The following is an 18,270-nucleotide window of genomic DNA, read 5'->3' as shown; positions in this document are numbered from 1 at the left end:
GCCTGCTGGTCAACCGTCAGGCTGCGGCGCCCAACTTCGATCCGTACCCCGACATGCTATGGTCCCGTTTTCCTTTCGGAATCTCAGCCGGTTCATCACCAGCACCGGTAAGTCGGTCAGGCATGAGCTATGCCAATAAGCTCAGTTCATTCGAACTCTCCTTTCTTCTTCGCGCCACAACGGCGCACGCCCTGCCGGGTAACGATCCCTTGCTGGAAAGGCGATTGCTCTAGCGGGCGGTCGGCCCAAGCAGCGTCTCGGCCGTGACCGGCGCGACGCCATTGGCGAGGCCCTCGGCGAGGCCGGGATCGCCCAGCAATGTTCGCCATGGACCGCCATAGCCGGGCGAGGCCAGATAGAAGGCCGCACCGTCACAGGCGACCATGCGGCAGCGCTCCTGTACGTCGATGAGCGAACCGCTGCTGCCATGGCGCGCGACCATGTCGTCCAGGTCGACACGCATCAGCGCCCCGCACCGCCGGCATTGGCTGCGCACCAGGACTTTGTGCCGCTGCATCGCGCCGATGCTGCGCAGCGCGACAGGCCAGAGGATGTGAAGAGCAGCGGTCATCGGGCAATGATAGTCCGCGTCACCGTCCGGTCCAGCATTCTGATGCCCGTCCAGCGAAATCACCTGTTCCTGTGTGCCGCCCAAAGCTCGGGTGTCATCACCATGTCCGGGTCTCGCCGAGGCGCTGTCCCGCGCAAGCCCGTGGCCGGGCTTCTCCACTGCCGTTGCGACCCTACGGGTGCGCGAGCCTGCTGTGCCCCGGCGCGCCGGCCCGTGTTGAAAGACCCCGATCGGCGGGGTTTCGAACGCACAGGACAGATCGCATGCCCGAGCATCAGAGCCATACCTCTTCGCAGCCCGATCGCACTGCAACCATCGCCCAGCTCAATGACGCGCTGCGCCGCTCACTCACCCAGCCAGGCCATAACCGCGTGGTCATGACCATCGGCGTTCAGAGCCTGATCGGCGACGTCAGCCTGTTCCGCAACTTTCAGGCCCGGGCGCAATTGCTGCGCACCATCCGCGACTATGACAGCTTCGGTCCCGACGTGGATCCGCATGGCGAGCGCGATTTCGGCCGGTTCACCTTCCGCGACGCGGTGCTCTACTGGAAGATCGACTATTATGACCGCGCGCTGGAGTTCGGCTCGCCCGATCCGACCGACGAGAATGTCACCACGCGCGTGCTGACCATTCTTCTCGCGCAAGAGTATTAAGCCATGCTGGCCCCGCGCGGCGGGGCCAGCCCTCCTCATGAAGGCGGTGCCGGGCAACGTCTGCTCGAGCAGACTTTGGTGCGCGCTGCGCCGGTCGTGCCGGGGAGACGCCTCATCGCGACCGTATTGAATTCAATACGGTGGGCGCGGATCATCCGGGCAGCGCGAGAGGAGAGAGAGCATATGGTGACGGAGGGGCAGGGGAGCGAGGAACGGCGCTCGGCCTTTCTGCAGCTGCGGGTCACCCCGCAGATGCACGCCGCGATCGCGAGGCTCGCGCTCGACCACGATAATATCACCATCCGCGCGCTCGTCATGAACGCGCTGAAGCAAACCTATGGTCTTGATGTCCCCGATGCGGAACTTCGCGACCAACGCGGCCGGCAGCCCCGGCCCGCGGCTGCTACAGGAGACTGATCATGGCGGAATATTTTTCCCAGCATCCCGATCACGCGATCCTCTTCGGTTTCGCGTGCTTCGCCTTCACCGTCTATCTGTTCCGCGATGTCGGCCCCCGGTTCGGCAGCGGCGGCGGGGACTGGTCGGCGCGCGACCATTATGAGCGCAACCTTCGCAACGGTGGCGACGATTTCTGAGCGCGGCGCCTGGCAGGGAAACATGATGTGAAGACCATCGTCATCAGCCTGCTCAAGGGCGGCGTCGGCAAGACCTTCTTTGCAACCCATCTCGCCTGGTATCTGGCCGAGCAGGCAGGGCGGCGGGTCGCGTTCATTGATCTCGATCCGCAGGGATCTTCGACCCGCCGGCTCGCGAAGGAACGGACCGGCTGGTTTTCCGCCGACCTGTTCGATCCCGACGCAAAACTGGCGCTGGACGACGCAGCCGGCATCACCGTGTTCGCGGCCGATCCGCGTCTCCAGATGGTCAAGGCCGCGCAGGACGTGCATGACTTTATCGTCCGCTTCCGCGAGCTGCCTCACCACTTCGATTATTGTGTGATCGACACCGGACCCAAATGGGACGAGCTCACCTTGAGCGCGATGGCGGTCGCGGACGAAGTCATCGCGCCGGTTCAGGTCGCCGAGGATTCGCTGGAATGCGCCAAGATGCTGCTGACCGCGCTCAAGAAGGCCGAGGGCGCGCGCGGCGGGCGCAAGGTCAATTTCCTCGGGCTGCTGCCCTCGATGGTCAATGCCTTCGACAAGCGGGACATGGACAATGCGGTCAAGCTCACCCAGGCGGTCGGCCCGGCGCTCATGTTCCCGGCCTTCGTGAAGGCGCGCCCGACCTACAAGCATTCGGCCGAGAACCATCATGCGGTCTGGCATGAAACGGGCAGCGGCGCCAAGGCGGCCTCGGACGAGATCCGCTCGATCCTCGCCGAAGTAGAACGGCGCGTCGATGCGCGGGCGAAGGAGAGCGCCTGATGGGCAAATTCGATCAGCGCGCCGAAGAGTTCGGAATGCTCGTGGGCGCGCATGAGAGCGCACGGCGCGTCGAGGACTTGCCGCTCGACTGGGTGATGCCCGACCCCGGCAATCCGCGCACGCACTTCGACGAAGTGGAACTCGCCGAGCTTGCAGCGTCGATCGAGGTGCGCGGCGTGCTGCAGCCGATCATCGTTCGCCCCAGGAATGCGGACGGCAAGCATGTCATCCGCATGGGCGAACGGCGCTACCGCGCATCGCTCGCGGCGGGCAAGACGACCATTCCGGCGATCGTCAGCGAAGCGGGGGAGGGCGGTGACGTCCTCGCCGATCAGATCGTCGAGAATGATCAGCGCGCCAGCCTCTCGTCGCGTGAACTCGCGCTTGGCGTCGAGCGCATGCTGGCGCAGGGCAAGACCCAGGCCGAGATCGCCAAGGCGCTCGGCCGGTCCAAGCAGTTCGTCTCGCTCTACGCAGCCTATGGCGAGATGGAGCCTTATCTGCGCGAGGCGATCGACAAGGCCCCCATCCGCGTCCTCTACGATCTCCACCGCGCCGCCCGCAAGCATCCGGTCGAGGTGCGCGGGTTCGTCGCAGGACTGGGCGAGCGTGGCGTCACGCTTGCCGAAGGTAGCCGGTTCATTGCCTCGCTCAAGGGTGCGGTCGATGCCGGTTCCGCGCCTGCGCCCACCGCGCCGGCAGCCGTGCCCGCCGCACCATCGCCAGCCAAGCCGACGGGCCGGGCAGGGCACGCGCGTCCGATCGTGGCGCCCAGCCCCGTCAAGGTGATGGTCGGCGCCCGATCCGCCCGGCTCATATTGCCCGAGCGCGTTCGGGTGGTGTTCGATGACGGCGATGAGGGTGAGGTCGCCTCGCGCGATCTGTCGTTCGAATGAGCGCTGGACTGGAGTAGGCTGTTTCTCAACCTGCGATGAGTCGCTTCGCGCAAGGAGGCATGATGACCGGCGAACTGGACGATATCTGCGCACAGGTGGATTGCCCGAAATGTGGAGCCGAACTGAGTGTTCCGTACCGGCAGATGCGCTTGCAGAAAGCCGCTGCCTGTTCCTGCGGCGCGATGATCCGGCTCGAGGATGATACGCCGATCGCGGCCATCCAGCGCTTGATCGACGAGGCCAACCCGCCGCACCCGGACAATGATGGGTAGCGCTGGCCCCGGCCAACAGCACCACTCACTCCGCGTCAGTAAGCTTGAATTTTCAGATCGAATGATGGCGGCATCCCTCCTTCAGGGATGCCGCCATTTTCTTTTCAACGATCATTTCGGGCTTGCTTGCGCAGCCGGTGAGGCGCTTCTTCCAGAGAGGCTGCGAGTCTGCTTGAGCAGACTATGGAAGGGGTCAATTAAGGTGAGGGCCGGATAGGCTTGTCGCCGGGGATGTTTAACAATAGGATGGCGCATGGCTTTTTTCGGCCTCCGCCTGCCCGATGATCTCGCGGCGCGCTTCGATGCGATGGCAGCCTCCCGCGGCGGCCGCTCGGCACTGCTGCGTGGGCTGGTCGACGAGGCGCTGCGCACGAACGCGGACGATGTCGTGGTGCCGGCGCCTCGCGAGCGCACGACGGGCCGGGTCGAGGTTCGCCTGACCCCGAGCGACCTGGCCTTGCTCGATGCGGCGGCGGAGGCGCGTGGCCTCAAGCGCACCGAATGGATCGTTGCCCTTTTGCGCCGGCGTCTCTTCGGCAAGGCACCGCCACCGCGTCCCGATCGCGCGGCGATCGCGCAGTCCTGGCGCGAGCTCAACCGCATCGGCATCAACCTCAATCAGGCGGTCCACGCTCTGCACGCCGCGACGATGGTCGATTCCGGCCTCGACCTCGCACGGGAGGCCGCTCGCGTTGCGTCCTTCCGCGATGATGTGGACAAGAAGCTCGCGGCGCTGGGCCAGGCGCTCAAGGGCGATGCGAGCTATTGGGATACGCCGGCATGAGCGGCGGCGACGAAGACGTCCTGCCGCTCCCGAGCCTGATGGAGGCCTGGCGCCCGCCGAGCGGCGGCAAGCGTACGTTGAAAGGCGCGACGTTGCGGATACGGGGCGGCCGGAGCAGTGCGGGCGGTGATGGCTCGGCCATGCTCACGCCCGCGCAGGCGCGCGCCAAGCTCGAGCGCATCGTGCGCAAGGCGCCCGAGGTCATGGTCAAGATCTCGGGCAAGCAGCGGGGGCCTGCGCATCTCTCCGAGCATTTCGGCTACATCTCGCGGCATGGCAAACTCGAGGTGCGCAGCAGTGAAGGCGAGATCATCACCGACGAGAAGCGGCTGAAGGCAATCGCCAGCGACTGGGCGATGCTCGACGATGCGATGAACCCGACTGGACGCGATCGGCCGACGTCGATGTCGATGGTGCTGTCGATGCCGGGCGGCACGACCGATGCCGCGACCATCCATGACGCAGTTCAGGCTTTTGCCCGCGTCGAGTTTGAGGGGCAGTTTGCCTATATGGTCGCGCTGCACACCGACACGGACCATCCCCATGTTCATCTGACCGTCGCCACCCAGGGCGAGGACGGCACCCGGTTCAATCCGCGCAAAGCCGACCTGCATCATTGGCGTGAAAGCTTTGCGCATGAGCTGCGCGAGCGGGGGGTCGCCGCCGAAGCCACGCCGCGCCGGGCGCGGGGCCATGTCCAGAAGCGCATCCGCTCTTCGGCGCGGCATCTCGACGCGCGGACCGACGGCCTTGGCGCAGGAGAGGGCAAGGGGCTCGACATTCACCGCCTGACCGAAGAGCGCGCTGAAACCTTCGCGAACTCTGCCGAGCCCGAACGCAGGGCCGAGGATGTGGCGGCGCTTGGCCGTCAGAAGTTCATTCGTGCGACCTATGCGCAGGCGGCCGCCGCGCTCGCGGCAACGGGCAAGGAAGAGGATCTGGCGCTGGCGCAGGATGTGACCAGCTTCGTGGCCGCCATGCCGCCGGCCGTGTCCCGGCGCCTTGCCCGTGCGCGTGAGATCATGATGGCGCAGCGCGCAGCCGGGCAGGGGGAGCGCACGCCAGAGATGGGATCCAAGGCTGCGGACAAGCCAGACCGGGAGCCGCACAAGCCGCGTGACCGGGAACGCTGAGCGATCGGTTGCGCCGCGCCGCTAGTTGGGCGGGGCGCTGCGGGCCGCGAGGGTACGTAGCATCGACACCCATTGGTCCAGGATTTCGGCCTGATCGGGATCGGTCTCGCGCGTGACGCGCGCATAGACGCTCAGAGCGCCTGCAAATTCCTCCAGGGATGCGACGCCAGCGCGCGCCAGTAGAGCGCCGATGATCCCGAGGGTCCCGCCGATCGCGCTGACGACCGGATCCTTGTCTTCAGGCTCCATCAAAAAGCTGGAGAGACGGACAGACGTCCACCAAAGCTCAGGTCGTTGATCACGCTCCAGTTCCCTTTGTCGAGCGCCCGCGCCACCCCGAAGCCATCTTCTCCGGACAGCCGGCGGCACGCCCTGAATTATGAGGCGTGCCGGCGTTGGAACCGGTTGTGGTTTAGCTGAGGTCTTTTCTCTCCTGCAAACAGGCGCACGATGGTGCTGCACGATGAAGGGAGATGACACGATGACGAAGAAGATCACGAACCCCGAGATACTGGCGATCCGGGCAGCGGCGGATGTGGACCCTGCATGTGGCCGCGTCTGGGTCGGGCTGGATGTTGGCTTAAAATCGACGTCGGTGTGCGTGCTGGATCGCGACGGCAAGGTCGTCCACCAGGTTTCGATGAAGACGCACCCGACCGAGATCGGGCGCTATCTCGCGAAGAACTTCGCCTCCAACGTCGCTGTCGTCGGCATGGAGACCGGCGCGATGTCAGCGCATCTCGCCGACGGTCTGCGCCGACAGGGCTATCAGGTTGCCGTAATGGATGCCTTGCAGGTCCACCGCGTCCTGTCGCTCAAGCGCAATAAGACCGATACCAATGACGCGCGGGGCATCGCCGAGATCACGCGGACCGGCCGTGATTATCTGACCGAGGTCTATGTGAAGAGTGCTGCCTGTTACGAGGTGCGCGCGCAACTCATCATGCGCCATCGGCTCGTCCAGCAGCGCCTGGCCAACGAGAACATGATCCGTGGCCTGCTCCGTGTTTACGGTGGGCGGGTTGAACCCGGCGCCAAATCTTCCGCCACCTACAGGGAGCGGGTCGTTGAGCAATTGCTCATCATACAGGATCATGAGGGCCTTAACCTGCGTCCGCGCATCCTGCCGGTGCTCGATCTATGTGAGCGGCTTCAGGTGGATGCCGAACGGATCGAGACCGAACTGGAAGCGCTGGCAGCCGCCAACCCGATTTGTCGACGGTTCATGGCGGTGCCTGGCATTGGTGCGATCACGGCACTGTCCTTCTTCACTGCGATCGAGGAGCCATCGCGCTTCCGACGGGCTGATGATGTCGCCGCCTATCTGGGCCTCACACCGCGCGTGTACCAATCAGGCGAAAGCCTGACCCACGGCAAGATCAGCAAGATGGGCAACCGACTGACACGCACCCACATGGTCAATGCCGCCACGGTATTGCTGTCGGCCACCAAGACCTTCTCATCCTTGAAAGACTGGGGTGTCAGGCTGGCAAAGAAGGTCGGGTTCAACAAGGCGAAGGTCGCGGTCGCCCGCAAGCTGGCCGTCATTCTGTTCGGCATGTGGCGCGATGGTACCCACTTCCAGTTCAAGTCGGAAACCGTCGAGCCGCATCGACAGATGATGCAGGCCGCCCGCGCATGATGTGATTACGCTATCCGTCCCGTCGGACGGTATGATCCTCCCGGGAGGCGGAGGGCCGGTGACTTCGATTCTAACATTGGGGCAGCAATGACCCCGAGCTACGGTTGTTGAAGCGCCACCCTTCGATACGAACCGACCCCATTGCGGCATGCGACTATGAGAAAGGCTGCATCACAACAGCCGTCGCATGACCCCGGAGAGACTGTTGCACCCCGGGTCGATCGACATGCCGACGTGACCATTGCCAGAAAAGGCGAAGCATGATGAAGTAGGAAATACCAACGTCCCGCCCTGCCGCAGGGACCTCAGCTAGAGAGTGTTCGAAACCTGAAACGAGACAGGCGCGGCCGCCTTTGGGCCGGGTGGCCTTGGACATACGCGTCCGCCACCCGGTCTCCATAGCTGGGACCGGCTCTCGCTTTTGAAGGTTTCGACGCCTCCACCCATGTCTCCACGGGCAAGGTCAATTAGGCCAGATCGGGTCGAATTTGCAATCACGAAGGCGACTTAGGACGTCGCCAATTCGAATTTTCAACAGGGGAAAGGGAACGCGATACGCTGCTGGGCGCGCGCATCCTTGCTACTCTCGCGCCATGAAACGCCTTCACTCTCGATGGCGGGCTCGACGCGACACCCGCGCTATCTCCACCCTTCGCGAGATCGAGCAGTCGATCGGGGCGCTTGGCGACGAAGATCTTCTCGATCTCGAGGACATATTTGGGACCAGCGACACAGCGCCGCTCGGACGCATGGCGAGGTCGGAAATGGCGCGCAGGGGTCTTCGCGCCTGACTGGCGCTGGCTAGTTCGTCTCCGCCGATTTTGCCGCGCGGCGCGACCACAGCTCGGTGGTCCTGTCCATCTCGATCAACTTGTCCGGGAACACCCGATCCCGGAACGCTTCAACATCGGCGAGCGAGCCGTGCAGCCATCGATCATATTCGTCCTCCTGTAGCAGGACGGGCATTCGGTTGTGGACCGGTGCGATCGCTGCGTTCGCATCGGTCATCAGTCCCGAATAGACTGCACCCCATTCATCGCTGTGCCGCCACATCCCCGCCCAAGCGAAGATCGGGGCATCCTTCACGCGAAACCAGGTCCGGGTCATCGATCCCTTCTCGCCTTCTGCCTCGGCAAATCCCGTCAGCGGAATGAGGCAACGCCACTGAGGCTTGGGCGCGATCCCCCGCCACATGAAGTTGGTGAGATCAGCGATATTGTTGACCGGCTTCGGCTTGATCGGGACACCGGTCTTCTTGCTCTTCATGGGTCGGGGAAAGCCCCAGACCATCGATTCAAGTACCCTCTCGCCATCGGCCTCGCGCACCACCATTCCCGGATATCCCGGCAGGGTCTCCTCGGGCGTGTTGAACGACGCCGGTGCGGCAACACCGAAATGGGCGGCGACCTCGGCAGCGCTTTTGCGCACGGTATAGAGATTACACATGGCTACCCTCGGCGAGGCGACTGTACGGGTTCTTGCTCACTGCCACGCTCAGAGCAATGCCATTTGCGGGCGCAGCGCAACCGGCAGATCGCCGCTGCGCCAGAGATCGTCACTATCGAGTACCTGCATCCGCTCGGCCGCGATGGGCGGGCGAAACTGGAAGCCGATGACATCCTGAATGCTGCCGCCCAGCCAGCGCGCATAATCCTGTGACTCCAGCAGCACGGGCATGCGATCATTATACGGCATGACCGCGCTGTTCGCGTCCATCGTCATGCCGGCATAGACCGGCCCATAGTCCGGCACGTTGCGACAGAAGCCCGCCCAGGCAAGAAGGGGCCGGTCGACGATCGAAAACCAGCTGCGCGTCTTGGCTCTCGCATCGCCGTGCGGATTGGCGAAATGGGTGAGCGGAATGAGGCAGCGATATTGCGGGTGGACGACCATGCTGTCCCACAGCGGATTGGTCAGGTCGGCGACGAGACCGATCCGGCCTGGCGGCTCGTCCCGTTCGCGCATCTCACGGGTGAGCCGCGGAAAGCCCCAGTCCATTTCGCGCAGGATCCGACGGCCGCCCTTTTCGAAGATGACCAGGCCTGGCAGTGCCTCGACAGTCTCCGAAGGGACGACAAGATCAGCCTTCGCCTCGGCATTGAAATGCGCGGCGATGTCGGCAGCTGTACTGATGACTGTGTAGAGCCGTGACATGGCTCACCTCTCGCATCTCACAAAACGAATCGATGCGAGAGCTTATCACGGAACATAGATGGAACAAAACGGGCGAGGCTTACGCCGTCTCCTCGCCGATGCAGTCGCCAAGAGCGCGGAGCTGGCCAGCGAATTTGTCCGGGTTCTCGCGCTGTAGACGCTCGAGATTGATCGCCTTCCACCGCAGCGCAGGCAGTTCGGCAATCTCCGGATCGAGCCCGACCGCCGACCAATCGGGCGCGAGTTCGTGAAACGACATGAGGAAGCGCCTGTTGGCGGGCTGTCGCGCCCGTTCGCCAAGTTCGCTGATCAGGCGCTCGCGCGCGTCGAGCAGCGCCTCGAGCGGCAGGTCCGTGACGGTCATGCCGAGAAACTCCGCACCATATTGATCGCGGATGTCGAGCCGGTGCGGACATAGCAACTCATGGGCAGGGCGCGGATGACTGACGAGGTAGATGAGGAACGCCTTGAAGAGGTCATCGCTGATCCCTTCATTGGCGAAGAGAAAATGAATGTCGAACAGATCGCGCGGGTGCTGGCGGTCGAGCGCGGCCGCGATCTTGCCCGCATAGAGATCTGCCTCGGACACCAGCTGCATCTCGGCAAAACCGAAACGGTCTTCGACCGCGCGGCTGACCGATCGCACGGCAGGCGAAAATACCGTTCCGCGCAAGACCGGCGAGACCTCGATCTTGATCGTCACACCGTCGGCTTGGACGACAAGACGCTTGCCGTCGGGAAGCAGGCGACGCTCGACCGCCATGCGGCCACCCCGTTCGAGACGGCCCGCGACCCGTTCGAGCCCGTCTCTCACGGCCTGCAATGAGCTCTCGCGATCGGCAACCGGCAGGTAGACAAGGTCGATGTCGACCGACAGGCGTGGGAGATCCCGCACGAACAGGTTGATCGCCGTTCCGCCCTTGAGCGCGAAGATCTCCTCCTGCGCGATTTCCGGGATGGCGCGGACCAGCAGTCGTACCTGGTCCGCATAGATCTGCGCCGTCATTGGTCTTCACTTTCGGTTTTGGGGCCGAAGGCTTCGGGCACCGTGATCTGATACCGTGTGTCCAGTCGGCCACCGGGTACGAGCTGGCGTTTGCCCCGGCCCAGATCGACGACGTCGCGATCGATCCGCTTCGCCCAGCCATGCGCGTGACGATCGGCGAAGAACAGGAACAGTCGCTTGGCCCTGATACTCGTGCAGCTTTTCAGCAGGTCCGTCACCAGCCGGGGACGAAGGGTCGTGAGGTTCTCGAAGATCTTGTCGGCATGGTCGAAGGTAAGGCTCGCAGGCACATCGTCCATCAGCTCGATCGTCGCACGCTCGGCGCTGGCGACGCGGAGGAAATGATCCCAGGCTTCGCTGGCCTGTGGCGAGGCCGCCACATCGCCGAGCCGCGTAGTGCCGAGATCGAGGCGGTGCCAGTCGATGCCGAGGTCCGACGCCTCGAACAGCGTGCGTCGGTGCATCACGAGCTGGGCGTTGGTGGACAAGGTCGCGAGCCAGGAAGGGGCTGCATGGTCCGGGTCGTAGAGATGGACCGTCCGTTCCCCGCCGAGCCGGGCGAAATGCCCGAGACCATGGAGCTCGAGAGCGGTTATGCCGCCCACATAGAGTTCGCCGGCTGCGGTCCGCTGCGCCGACATCACTGCCATGTCCCATCGCAGCGATGCTGCGGCACCTTGTGTCGTCGTGCGCCGATAGACCCGGGGCGCGACGCGCTCGAGCCACCCGCGCCGAACATAATCATGGACCGATGTACGGGCGACGCCCTGCGCCTGCAACCACGCCGAATCCACGAGCAGACCCGGCGGCAACGCCGTGAGAAGCTGGTTCAGAGTCTGGCGCCTTTGTCCGTCCATACCGAACAAATTGCCGTATTTCTGAACCGCTGACAAGGATCAGTTTATAATATCGCGATTTCGTTCGCTTCAGACGAACAGAATGCGCGATTGATGAACCAATCGATACGCAGCGTCAGCGGGCCCGATTGCGTTCCGGCGGTTTATGCTCGCGGCCAGGCCGTACTGTCGCGCCGCGCGCGGGCGCCGCGGCAGGCTCCACGCTTCGCTGCACCGACGGACCCCGATCCCGGACTTCGGCAGGCTTTATGGTGCGCCCCGCTGCGACATGCGCCTGAAGCTGCGCCCGGGCGACCCCCATGACCCGCATGATCGCCTCGGGATTGTCGAACAGGGTGCGCTGCACGACCGCTTCCATGACCCGCAACTGGCTGTCGATCGCGCGATCGTTCGGCAGGCTCCGGTCCGATCCGCGCGGCGGCGCGCGATCCGCCTGACCCTGCGTCGACGACCGGCGGGCCGGCGCGGGGTCTCTGCTCTCGGCGGCATCCCGCGACGTTATCGGCGCGATGCTGTTCTTGCTCGCCTCGCCGCGCACGCGATCAAGCTCCTGCAGGTCGCGCTCATTGGGCTTATAGCCCCGGACTTCGAGGCCGTTTCGCGAAGCCTCGAGCCAGGCCGCCCGACGAAAGGTCTCGGATCCGGTGATATGGATGCGGTCCCATCCACGATGCTGCGCGATCGCCACCATGTCCTTGACGACTTCCTGGCTCTCATTGGCCGTCAGCAGCCGCCGTCCCTGATCGCGAAACGCGGGATCCTTCGCGTCGGCCGAGGTGAAATAGGCCGGATCGCCCGACCATTTCGCCTTGTCGGCATAATAGCGTTTGCGCACTGCCTCGGGCAGATCGCCCGCTACGACCGACGGGGCCGTAGGCGCCTGCCTGGCATCCGCCTTGACGGGAGGTGTCGGGGCAATCGCAATCTCGGGTTCGACAGGGTCCGACCGATCTTTGGTGCCGACCGCCTTGCTCACCGTCTTGTCGTCGATCGCGATGCCGTTTGTTCGGCGCCGCGGCGCGCTCGCCTTGCTCTCAGCGGCCATGATGCTGCCTGCCGTCTGCTAATGTATCCGCCATCTCCTGATCCTCCTCGGGTTCGACCGCCGCGCGTGCCGCCATCGCCATGACGAAGGCCAGCGCGGCTTCTTCGTCGCCCGGCGCCGGCAATTCCTCCGATTCGCCAAGCACGAGCATGTCGTCGGTTATCTCGACCGTGCCCGACAGTTCGTCGGCGCTCAACATTCTGGTCACGACAGGCTCCTTTTCAGCAGGCGGGGCAGATGGGTGCAGAGCGGCGCGCTTGGCTTCGATCGCTTGGGCGAGCACATCCGAGCCCGCGCCGATGATCGCCGCCGCCACGGGTTTGGGCGTCGGCAGGCGAACGAGGCGGGGCGCAACCTTTGGCGGGTCGCAAATCCGATCGGTGAACCGGCGCGACCGGAAAAATTCGATCTTGCGGCCGCGGACTGGCGGAATGCCGCCCCGCAGAAGCAGCAGATCGCCCTTGGGCATCTGCATCAGTTCCTGCGGCATCCTCAGCGCGCGGCGCTGGTCGCTCTCCGAAATGCTGCGATTGGCGAGCATCCCGTGGATCGTGCGGCTCTTCGATTTCACGTTCATCGTGAAAAAACCGAGCCGCTCGGACAGTTCATTGGCGACCTTCAGCTCCTTTGGCGTGAAGACCACTTCAAGGCCGCAGTTTGCGATGATCTCATCGGTGACGTCTGGGCCGTAGAGCGCGCGTGGCTGCGAACGGCTCTGGATCACGGGCAGCAGGCGCAGGCCATAGCCTGCCACATAGGAGAAAGCCGACGCTATGACGGGGGCCTTGCCGAGCCGGGCGAACTCATCGAGCAAGACCAGCACTGGCACGTTCCCGCCCGTCGCCGGCAACTCTCGCGTGTTGAGGTCGATCAGCTGCTGGAGGAAGAGATTATAGACCGGCGCGATGCGGTCGATATTGTCCGGCGACACCCCAAGATAGATCGACATGCGCTCCCGGCGAACCTGCCGCAGATCAAAATCGGTCTCCGAGGTCGCGGCATCGACGAACGGGTTGAGCCACAGGTTCAGTTTGGACGTGATCGTCTGCTTGATCCCGGAAAAAGTATTGTCGGACGCGGAGGTGAAATCGCTCAGGGCCGACACACAGGCCTGGCTCAGCCGCTGCCCGCGCTGCTGCGCCTCTTCGACCACCTTGGGCAATTCGACCTTCGGGTCGCCAGTCGTCATGCGGCGGTAGATCTCGCCGATCGTGAAGGGCAAGGCAGGATTGGCGGCGACAAGCGCCCCGACGCCGACAAAGGCGGCGCGCGCTGCCTCGGCCCAGAACGGATCCGCCTTCTCAGGCGACGGGAACAGCATCCCGCCGATCTTCTGGAGTTCGTTGACGACGTCTATGTCGTCGAGCCGATCAATATAGCTCAGCGGATTGTAGCGCGCGGTGCGGCCTTCGGGGTCGAGAGGATCGAACAGGTGGACCGTCTGACCGTGCCGCGCCCGAAAGCCGGCGGTGATCTCCCAATTCTCGCGCTTCACATCGAGCACGACCACGGAGTCTGCCCAGCTGAGCAGATTGGGAATGACGACACCGACACCCTTGCCGGCCCGGGTCGGGGCTTCGAGCAGGACATGCTCGGTCCCGCCGAACACCAGATAGCGACCGCCTTTCTGGCCGACGATGATGCCCGACTTTGCGCGGAGCTGCTCGCGCCTGATCTCGCTTTCGCGCGCAAAGCGCGCCTCACCGTGCAGGGATCGACCGCGCTTGAGAATGACGAGCAGGATGATGAAGGCGATCGCACCGCTCACCATCGCGCCGCGCTGCAGCCAAAGATGGAGAAGCGGGTCGGCGCGATAATACCACAGCCACGACGGCAGTGCCGTCACCTGCATGTTCGGTCCGATCTGCTTCAGCCCGATCAGCGCCACCAATATCGCGCAAAGCGCGCATGCGAGCGCCGCTCCCAACAGAGCGCCGCCGACAAGCGCGACCTTAGTGAGAGGACTGGCTTGCGACAGCCGGGTCAAAATGCACCTCCTCGACTTCGAATTTTCCGTCTCGCTTGCGGGTCTGGACGACGACATCGACCAGCATGCGCAGCAGCCCGCGAATGTCGTCGCGCGCCAGATCGCGGCCGCCTTCGGATTCCTTGACGAGCAGGGTCAGCTGCTCGAACGCGCCCATCGCGGACCCAGCGTGGACCGTCGTGATCGAACCTGGGTGACCTGAGTTGACATTGCGCAGGTAGAAGAAGGCGGTGCCGTCACGCAGTTCCTGCAGCAGGATGCGATCGGGGCGCATGCGCAATGCGCTCTCTAGAAGCTGCTTGGGTCCGACCTTGGCCAGCCCCTGTCGCTCGCTCGAATAGACCATGTGGACGACATTGCGGTGGTCGACGACAAGCTCGCGTGTGTCCTCGATCGTCAGCAGACGCTCGTCGCGCGGGATGAGCTGGATCAGCGCCTTGGCAAAGGTGGTCTTCCCCGATCCGGTCGCGCCGCTCACCAGGATATTCTTGCGCGCCGCCACCGCGGTTCTGAAGAAAGCCGGCCAGTCGCCGGCGTCCCGCATCGCGACCATCTTCGCGTCGACGTCGGTCAGACCCCGCGCTGCGGCGCGCGTGCCGGCGAACAGGCCGGCCTGGGCAAGCTGGTCGACTGCAAGGTTCACCCGCGATGGCTTGCGGATGGTGAAGGAGGGCGATCCCGTTGGAGTGACCGAGGGGATCACGATCTGGCAGCGTTCGCCGCCGGGCAGGATCGTCGAGCAGATCGGCGTCTCGGCATTGATGTCCTGGCGCGTGAAGCTGGCCGCCGCGACAGCCAGCGTCGCCAGCCACTCGCTGTCGAGTTCGGCGACATCATGCCAATGCCAGCCGCGATGATCCTCGATGCCGACCTCACCCGGCCGGTTGATGACGAGCTCGGTCACCTCGGCAGGCTCCAGCAGCGGCATGATCGGATTGAGAAAATGCCGGAGGACCGCCGTGTCGCTCATTTCTCGCGCCGCAGCTCGAGATTGTAGACGTCCGCGAAATTGAAATCCTTGGCGACGAAGATGCCGACTTCCTCGCCCTGGTTCTTCTTGAGCACGGGTCGGATGTTGATGCTGTTCTGAAGGGCGATGCTCGCGCCTTCGCTCGGCGCCCGCGTGGTGTTGTTGAAATTATTGTTGCCATTGGCGACCGCCTGGCCGGCGATATAGGCGCCATCGTCGACCAGCGAGAGCAGGAGCGCGCTGCCGAACCGTGCCCAGAAGAAGGTATCGACCGAGCCTGCGATCCCGGCCCGGCCCAATGCGTCCGAACCTGGCGATGCGAGGTCGATGCGCACCCCTTGCGGTGTGACCGCGCGGGTCCACAGCACGAACAGGCGGTTCTGACCTTGCTGGATCCCGCCATGATATTCGCCGACGACCTTGGTGCCCTTTTCCATGAGGACGACGCGCCCATTCTCGGAATAGACATCGCGCGGGATAAGGCACGATGTGTAGCCGGGCTGGGCGGAATTCATCGCTGTCTGAAGAACGCACGAGATCAAGGTGCCGGCGGTGACGAGATAGTTGCGATTAGGCAGCATCGAGGCGCGTGCCTCGCCGATTGGCGAACTTTGCCGAAGCGCATCCAGTGCATTGGGCGCGCCGCGCTGTGGCTGGCCGTCGACATCCTCCCCGGGCGCCATAAGAGAACCCGGCCTGCCACTGCCAGTACCGTCCGGTGCCGACGTCGCGAGCCCCTGGGATCGCCCGCCATAGGCAATCAGTGTCGAGCGCCGGGTCTGTTCGGCGATGTTCTGACGATTGTTCTGCGCCGAAGGCGCAGGCGTAGCGCCAGGCTGCATCGCCGGCACGATCTGCCCGTCGGATCCGACCACCTGGCCATCCGGCCCGGGGTTGAGGACCGGCGCATTGGGATCGGACTGCGGGGCGCCAAGAGGCTTGGGTCGCGCCGCGACCGCGTCATAGGCGACAGTTTCGCGTGCCGACAGGTCCGTGCGCTTGGCGGTGGCTTCGGGCTTCGCCATCAGGTTGGCCGCCGGTTTCCCGCTCGGGCCTGAATTGACCCACAAGATACCGAGCACCATCGCGGTGCCGGCGAAGATTAGCGCGGTGTTGCGCTTCGCCGGCGTCATGCCGCCGATGGGATCGATACCCCGGTCGCGCAGGATCTCGTCGCGCTCGGGCGTAGGATCTCCAGTGATCGGGCGGCGATCGTCCGACGCGGTTTCGTCCATCGCGCTCACTCCTTCGGGTCCTGTACGGTGCGGTCGACATGCGACGATGCCGTGTTGGTGCCGGCGTCGAGACCATAGGGTGTCGGCGCCTGGTTATAGATGCACAGCACCTCGCGATTGCGCCGCAGCCGGAGCTGGGTCGCCACGAGGTGAACGACCACGAATTCATCGCGGACGTCGAACGGGACGAGCGTTTCCGACCCATCCGGGCGCACCATGTAGATGGCGGGAATTTCATGATTGCCCGGGAAGCGGAGCACCGTGAACTTGCCGTTGTCCGAGATCTCGGAGGGCTGCAGCGCGCTTGAGCCCTGGACCTTGTAGTTGAGATTGCGCGGACCTTCGATGACGCCGTGGTCGAGTGCGCCGCGCACTGCGCTTGCCTGCATCGCAGCGACGCGCTGGGCTTCCTGCGCGGCTTGCATCCGGGCTGCGCGTTCCGCCTCATCGCGGGGATAGCGGAAGCGCACCTGGAAGAAGGCATCCGAACTTGCGCTGCTGATCGCGCCGCGCCGGGTGGTCAGCTCGAACGCATAGTTGCGCAGTTCTCCGCCGTGGTTGGTGGTGACGATGAGGTTGGTGGGGCCAGCGCGCTCGCGCGGCTTGAGAAAGAGGATATGTCCGGCAACGGCCACTTCCCATGACACGGTGTCGCCAAGGGCCACATGCTCGATCGTCTCGCCGTCGCCGAGCACGATCTGGGTCGCCGTGCGGAAGGTGCCGACAATCCGGTAGACATGCGTCTCCTGATAATCGACGAATTTGACCCGCGGGTCGGCCGGTCCGCCGCGAGGTGTGTCCTCGGCCAGAGCGGGCTGGGCACCGAGGAGGCACATTGCTGCAAGGGTCAGGAGCCGCTTCACCGGACCACCTCCGGATCGGCTCGATAATTCTCGACCTGGAAGCCGAGCGGATTGCGATAGCGATCGCCCTCCGCCATCGGGGCATTGGTGTAGCGAAAGGTGATGGTCGCGATCCAGTCGCTGTTCTGGATGTTCGTGTCGGTCTGGACCGTGCGGGTGAACCGGACATTGGCGACGCGGTCGTTGATGAAGCTGATGTTGCGAACACGGGCCTGGACCGTCGCTCCCTTGCCCCATGTCACCTGCGGACTCGACGGGTTGTCGTCGTTGAAAAACCGGCCCCAGCGCTGCTGTTCACCCGGCTCGGACAGGATCGCCACCGCCCGGAAATTCTCTTCGGCCGCCGCCGGCAGCCAGCTCTCGCGTGCCCGGACATATTGTGCGAGGAAGAATTTAGTGACGGCTTCGTCGTAGCGCATCGGCTGCTGGGTGAGGGCCGTCTGCACATCGACCGCGCCCGTCGTCTGGTTGACCCGGATGATATAGGGCATGACCGTCTTGAGCGGCGCGAGGCCTGCCAGCGCCAGTGCCTCGGCCGTGCATGCCAGCAATGCGAGGACGGCGACGCCCCAGGCGATCCGTTCCGAGCGCAGCGACTTGCGCTGACGATCCTGGTCCCATGAGCGTGCATGGCCGAAATAGAGTTCGGCGTCGCTTGCTGGCACGCCCTCGCTTTGACGCCGCATGATCAACAGCTCCCATAAGTGGTGGTCTGATCTCGCGACGAAATCTTGTCGGGCGGCGGCGCGGAGGCTGGGACCGGCGGTGGCGGCGATCCACCGGCCGGCGGTTTGACCTGCGGCACCGGGGG

Annotated in this window: 21 protein-coding genes; 9 read left to right on the top strand and 12 right to left on the bottom strand. The window is 64.4% G+C overall.

What is annotated here, in order from left to right:
- Nucleotides 1–229: 229 nt before the first annotated feature.
- Nucleotides 230–655, bottom strand: a complete 426-nt coding sequence (locus tag U0025_RS24730; protein ID WP_230588558.1) for a hypothetical protein — start codon at nucleotides 653–655, stop codon at nucleotides 230–232.
- A 179-nt stretch (nucleotides 656–834) separates the two neighbouring features.
- Between U0025_RS24730 and U0025_RS24725 the strand changes: the two genes are divergently transcribed.
- From U0025_RS24725 to U0025_RS24690, 8 genes are all read left to right on the top strand, one after another.
- Nucleotides 835–1,227: a DUF3768 domain-containing protein gene (locus U0025_RS24725; protein WP_004212795.1), complete on the top strand. Its 393-nt coding sequence runs from the start codon at nucleotides 835–837 to the stop codon at nucleotides 1,225–1,227.
- Nucleotides 1,228–1,230: 3 nt separating this feature from the next.
- Nucleotides 1,231–1,644: a hypothetical protein gene (locus U0025_RS24720; protein WP_157225233.1), complete on the top strand. Its 414-nt coding sequence runs from the start codon at nucleotides 1,231–1,233 to the stop codon at nucleotides 1,642–1,644.
- Between the two features lie 2 nt (nucleotides 1,645–1,646).
- A complete protein-coding gene (locus U0025_RS24715) occupies nucleotides 1,647–1,823 on the top strand; it encodes a hypothetical protein (protein WP_004212791.1) in 177 nt (58 codons plus the stop codon).
- A 27-nt stretch (nucleotides 1,824–1,850) separates the two neighbouring features.
- On the top strand, nucleotides 1,851–2,615 hold the full coding sequence (locus U0025_RS24710; RefSeq protein ID WP_004212790.1) for a ParA family protein: 765 nt from the start codon (nucleotides 1,851–1,853) through the stop codon (nucleotides 2,613–2,615).
- Nucleotides 2,615–3,511: a ParB/RepB/Spo0J family partition protein gene (locus U0025_RS24705; RefSeq protein ID WP_004212789.1), complete on the top strand. Its 897-nt coding sequence runs from the start codon at nucleotides 2,615–2,617 to the stop codon at nucleotides 3,509–3,511. The genes U0025_RS24710 and U0025_RS24705 overlap by 1 nt, the downstream gene beginning before the upstream one ends.
- A gap of 62 nt (nucleotides 3,512–3,573) precedes the next feature.
- Nucleotides 3,574–3,783, top strand: coding sequence for a hypothetical protein (locus U0025_RS24700; RefSeq protein WP_004212788.1), 210 nt, complete (start codon nucleotides 3,574–3,576; stop codon nucleotides 3,781–3,783).
- A gap of 253 nt (nucleotides 3,784–4,036) precedes the next feature.
- Complete coding sequence (locus tag U0025_RS24695; protein WP_004212787.1) at nucleotides 4,037–4,567, top strand: CopG family ribbon-helix-helix protein; 531 nt, start codon at nucleotides 4,037–4,039, stop codon at nucleotides 4,565–4,567.
- Nucleotides 4,564–5,700, top strand: coding sequence for a relaxase/mobilization nuclease domain-containing protein (locus tag U0025_RS24690; RefSeq protein WP_004212786.1), 1,137 nt, complete (start codon nucleotides 4,564–4,566; stop codon nucleotides 5,698–5,700). The genes U0025_RS24695 and U0025_RS24690 overlap by 4 nt, the downstream gene beginning before the upstream one ends.
- A 21-nt stretch (nucleotides 5,701–5,721) precedes the next feature.
- On the opposite strand, the gene U0025_RS24685 is transcribed toward U0025_RS24690, so the two are convergent.
- The gene (locus U0025_RS24685; protein ID WP_004212785.1) at nucleotides 5,722–5,949 is read right to left on the bottom strand and encodes a hypothetical protein; all 228 of its coding nucleotides are present in this window, start codon (nucleotides 5,947–5,949) and stop codon (nucleotides 5,722–5,724) included.
- 232 nt (nucleotides 5,950–6,181) lie between these two features.
- Between U0025_RS24685 and U0025_RS24680 the strand changes: the two genes are divergently transcribed.
- Entirely contained in the window at nucleotides 6,182–7,342 is a 1,161-nt protein-coding gene (locus tag U0025_RS24680) for an IS110 family RNA-guided transposase (protein WP_004211922.1), read from the top strand.
- An 801-nt stretch (nucleotides 7,343–8,143) separates the two neighbouring features.
- Here U0025_RS24680 and U0025_RS24675 read toward each other — a convergent pair.
- The 10 genes from U0025_RS24675 to U0025_RS24630 all read right to left on the bottom strand — a co-directional run bounded on the left by U0025_RS24675 (nucleotide 8,144) and on the right by U0025_RS24630 (nucleotide 18,145).
- Nucleotides 8,144–8,788, bottom strand: a complete 645-nt coding sequence (locus U0025_RS24675) for an SOS response-associated peptidase (RefSeq protein ID WP_004212784.1) — start codon at nucleotides 8,786–8,788, stop codon at nucleotides 8,144–8,146.
- A gap of 48 nt (nucleotides 8,789–8,836) precedes the next feature.
- Nucleotides 8,837–9,496, bottom strand: coding sequence for an SOS response-associated peptidase family protein (locus U0025_RS24670; protein WP_004212783.1), 660 nt, complete (start codon nucleotides 9,494–9,496; stop codon nucleotides 8,837–8,839).
- 79 nt (nucleotides 9,497–9,575) lie between these two features.
- Nucleotides 9,576–10,502: a nucleotidyl transferase AbiEii/AbiGii toxin family protein gene (locus U0025_RS24665; RefSeq protein ID WP_004212782.1), complete on the bottom strand. Its 927-nt coding sequence runs from the start codon at nucleotides 10,500–10,502 to the stop codon at nucleotides 9,576–9,578.
- Nucleotides 10,499–11,359, bottom strand: coding sequence for a type IV toxin-antitoxin system AbiEi family antitoxin (locus U0025_RS24660; RefSeq protein WP_004212781.1), 861 nt, complete (start codon nucleotides 11,357–11,359; stop codon nucleotides 10,499–10,501). Before U0025_RS24660 ends, U0025_RS24665 begins: the two co-directional genes overlap by 4 nt.
- Nucleotides 11,360–11,474: 115 nt before the next feature.
- Nucleotides 11,475–12,404: an LPD7 domain-containing protein gene (locus tag U0025_RS24655; protein WP_004212779.1), complete on the bottom strand. Its 930-nt coding sequence runs from the start codon at nucleotides 12,402–12,404 to the stop codon at nucleotides 11,475–11,477.
- A complete protein-coding gene (locus U0025_RS24650) occupies nucleotides 12,394–14,391 on the bottom strand; it encodes a type IV secretory system conjugative DNA transfer family protein (protein ID WP_004212778.1) in 1,998 nt (665 codons plus the stop codon). Before U0025_RS24650 ends, U0025_RS24655 begins: the two co-directional genes overlap by 11 nt.
- Nucleotides 14,357–15,361 carry a P-type DNA transfer ATPase VirB11 gene (gene virB11, locus U0025_RS24645; protein ID WP_004212776.1) on the bottom strand — a complete coding sequence of 335 codons (1,005 nt, stop codon included), beginning with the start codon at nucleotides 15,359–15,361 and terminating at the stop codon, nucleotides 14,357–14,359. The genes U0025_RS24650 and virB11 overlap by 35 nt, the downstream gene beginning before the upstream one ends.
- A complete protein-coding gene (gene virB10, locus U0025_RS24640; RefSeq protein WP_004212774.1) occupies nucleotides 15,358–16,596 on the bottom strand; it encodes a type IV secretion system protein VirB10 in 1,239 nt (412 codons plus the stop codon). Before virB10 ends, virB11 begins: the two co-directional genes overlap by 4 nt.
- Before the next feature lie 5 nt (nucleotides 16,597–16,601).
- Nucleotides 16,602–17,432, bottom strand: a complete 831-nt coding sequence (gene virB9 / locus U0025_RS24635; protein ID WP_037491528.1) for a P-type conjugative transfer protein VirB9 — start codon at nucleotides 17,430–17,432, stop codon at nucleotides 16,602–16,604.
- A gap of 23 nt (nucleotides 17,433–17,455) precedes the next feature.
- Nucleotides 17,456–18,145, bottom strand: coding sequence for a VirB8 family type IV secretion system protein (locus U0025_RS24630; protein ID WP_004212771.1), 690 nt, complete (start codon nucleotides 18,143–18,145; stop codon nucleotides 17,456–17,458).
- Between the last annotated feature and the right edge of the window lie 125 nt (nucleotides 18,146–18,270).

It is taken from the genome of Sphingobium yanoikuyae, assembly GCF_034424525.1.
Taxonomy (GTDB): domain Bacteria; phylum Pseudomonadota; class Alphaproteobacteria; order Sphingomonadales; family Sphingomonadaceae; genus Sphingobium; species Sphingobium yanoikuyae.
This window is presented reverse-complemented; position numbering and strand designations above follow the sequence as displayed.

What these genes read in the sequence shown, in the direction of transcription:
- U0025_RS24670 (WP_004212783.1), bottom strand. Translation starts at nt 9,496, where the DNA reads ATGTCACGGCTCTACACAGTCATCAGTACAGCTGCCGACATCGCCGCG.
- U0025_RS24630 (WP_004212771.1), bottom strand. Translation starts at nt 18,145, where the DNA reads ATGCGGCGTCAAAGCGAGGGCGTGCCAGCAAGCGACGCCGAACTCTAT.
- U0025_RS24725 (WP_004212795.1), top strand. Translation starts at nt 835, where the DNA reads ATGCCCGAGCATCAGAGCCATACCTCTTCGCAGCCCGATCGCACTGCA.
- U0025_RS24705 (WP_004212789.1), top strand. Translation starts at nt 2,615, where the DNA reads ATGGGCAAATTCGATCAGCGCGCCGAAGAGTTCGGAATGCTCGTGGGC.
- virB9 (WP_037491528.1), bottom strand. Translation starts at nt 17,432, where the DNA reads ATGTGCCTCCTCGGTGCCCAGCCCGCTCTGGCCGAGGACACACCTCGC.
- U0025_RS24685 (WP_004212785.1), bottom strand. Translation starts at nt 5,949, where the DNA reads ATGGAGCCTGAAGACAAGGATCCGGTCGTCAGCGCGATCGGCGGGACC.
- U0025_RS24660 (WP_004212781.1), bottom strand. Translation starts at nt 11,359, where the DNA reads ATGGACGGACAAAGGCGCCAGACTCTGAACCAGCTTCTCACGGCGTTG.
- U0025_RS24665 (WP_004212782.1), bottom strand. Translation starts at nt 10,502, where the DNA reads ATGACGGCGCAGATCTATGCGGACCAGGTACGACTGCTGGTCCGCGCC.
- U0025_RS24680 (WP_004211922.1), top strand. Translation starts at nt 6,182, where the DNA reads ATGACGAAGAAGATCACGAACCCCGAGATACTGGCGATCCGGGCAGCG.
- U0025_RS24690 (WP_004212786.1), top strand. Translation starts at nt 4,564, where the DNA reads ATGAGCGGCGGCGACGAAGACGTCCTGCCGCTCCCGAGCCTGATGGAG.
- U0025_RS24720 (WP_157225233.1), top strand. Translation starts at nt 1,231, where the DNA reads ATGCTGGCCCCGCGCGGCGGGGCCAGCCCTCCTCATGAAGGCGGTGCC.
- U0025_RS24715 (WP_004212791.1), top strand. Translation starts at nt 1,647, where the DNA reads ATGGCGGAATATTTTTCCCAGCATCCCGATCACGCGATCCTCTTCGGT.
- U0025_RS24695 (WP_004212787.1), top strand. Translation starts at nt 4,037, where the DNA reads ATGGCTTTTTTCGGCCTCCGCCTGCCCGATGATCTCGCGGCGCGCTTC.
- virB10 (WP_004212774.1), bottom strand. Translation starts at nt 16,596, where the DNA reads ATGGACGAAACCGCGTCGGACGATCGCCGCCCGATCACTGGAGATCCT.
- U0025_RS24675 (WP_004212784.1), bottom strand. Translation starts at nt 8,788, where the DNA reads ATGTGTAATCTCTATACCGTGCGCAAAAGCGCTGCCGAGGTCGCCGCC.
- virB11 (WP_004212776.1), bottom strand. Translation starts at nt 15,361, where the DNA reads ATGAGCGACACGGCGGTCCTCCGGCATTTTCTCAATCCGATCATGCCG.
- U0025_RS24655 (WP_004212779.1), bottom strand. Translation starts at nt 12,404, where the DNA reads ATGGCCGCTGAGAGCAAGGCGAGCGCGCCGCGGCGCCGAACAAACGGC.
- U0025_RS24700 (WP_004212788.1), top strand. Translation starts at nt 3,574, where the DNA reads ATGACCGGCGAACTGGACGATATCTGCGCACAGGTGGATTGCCCGAAA.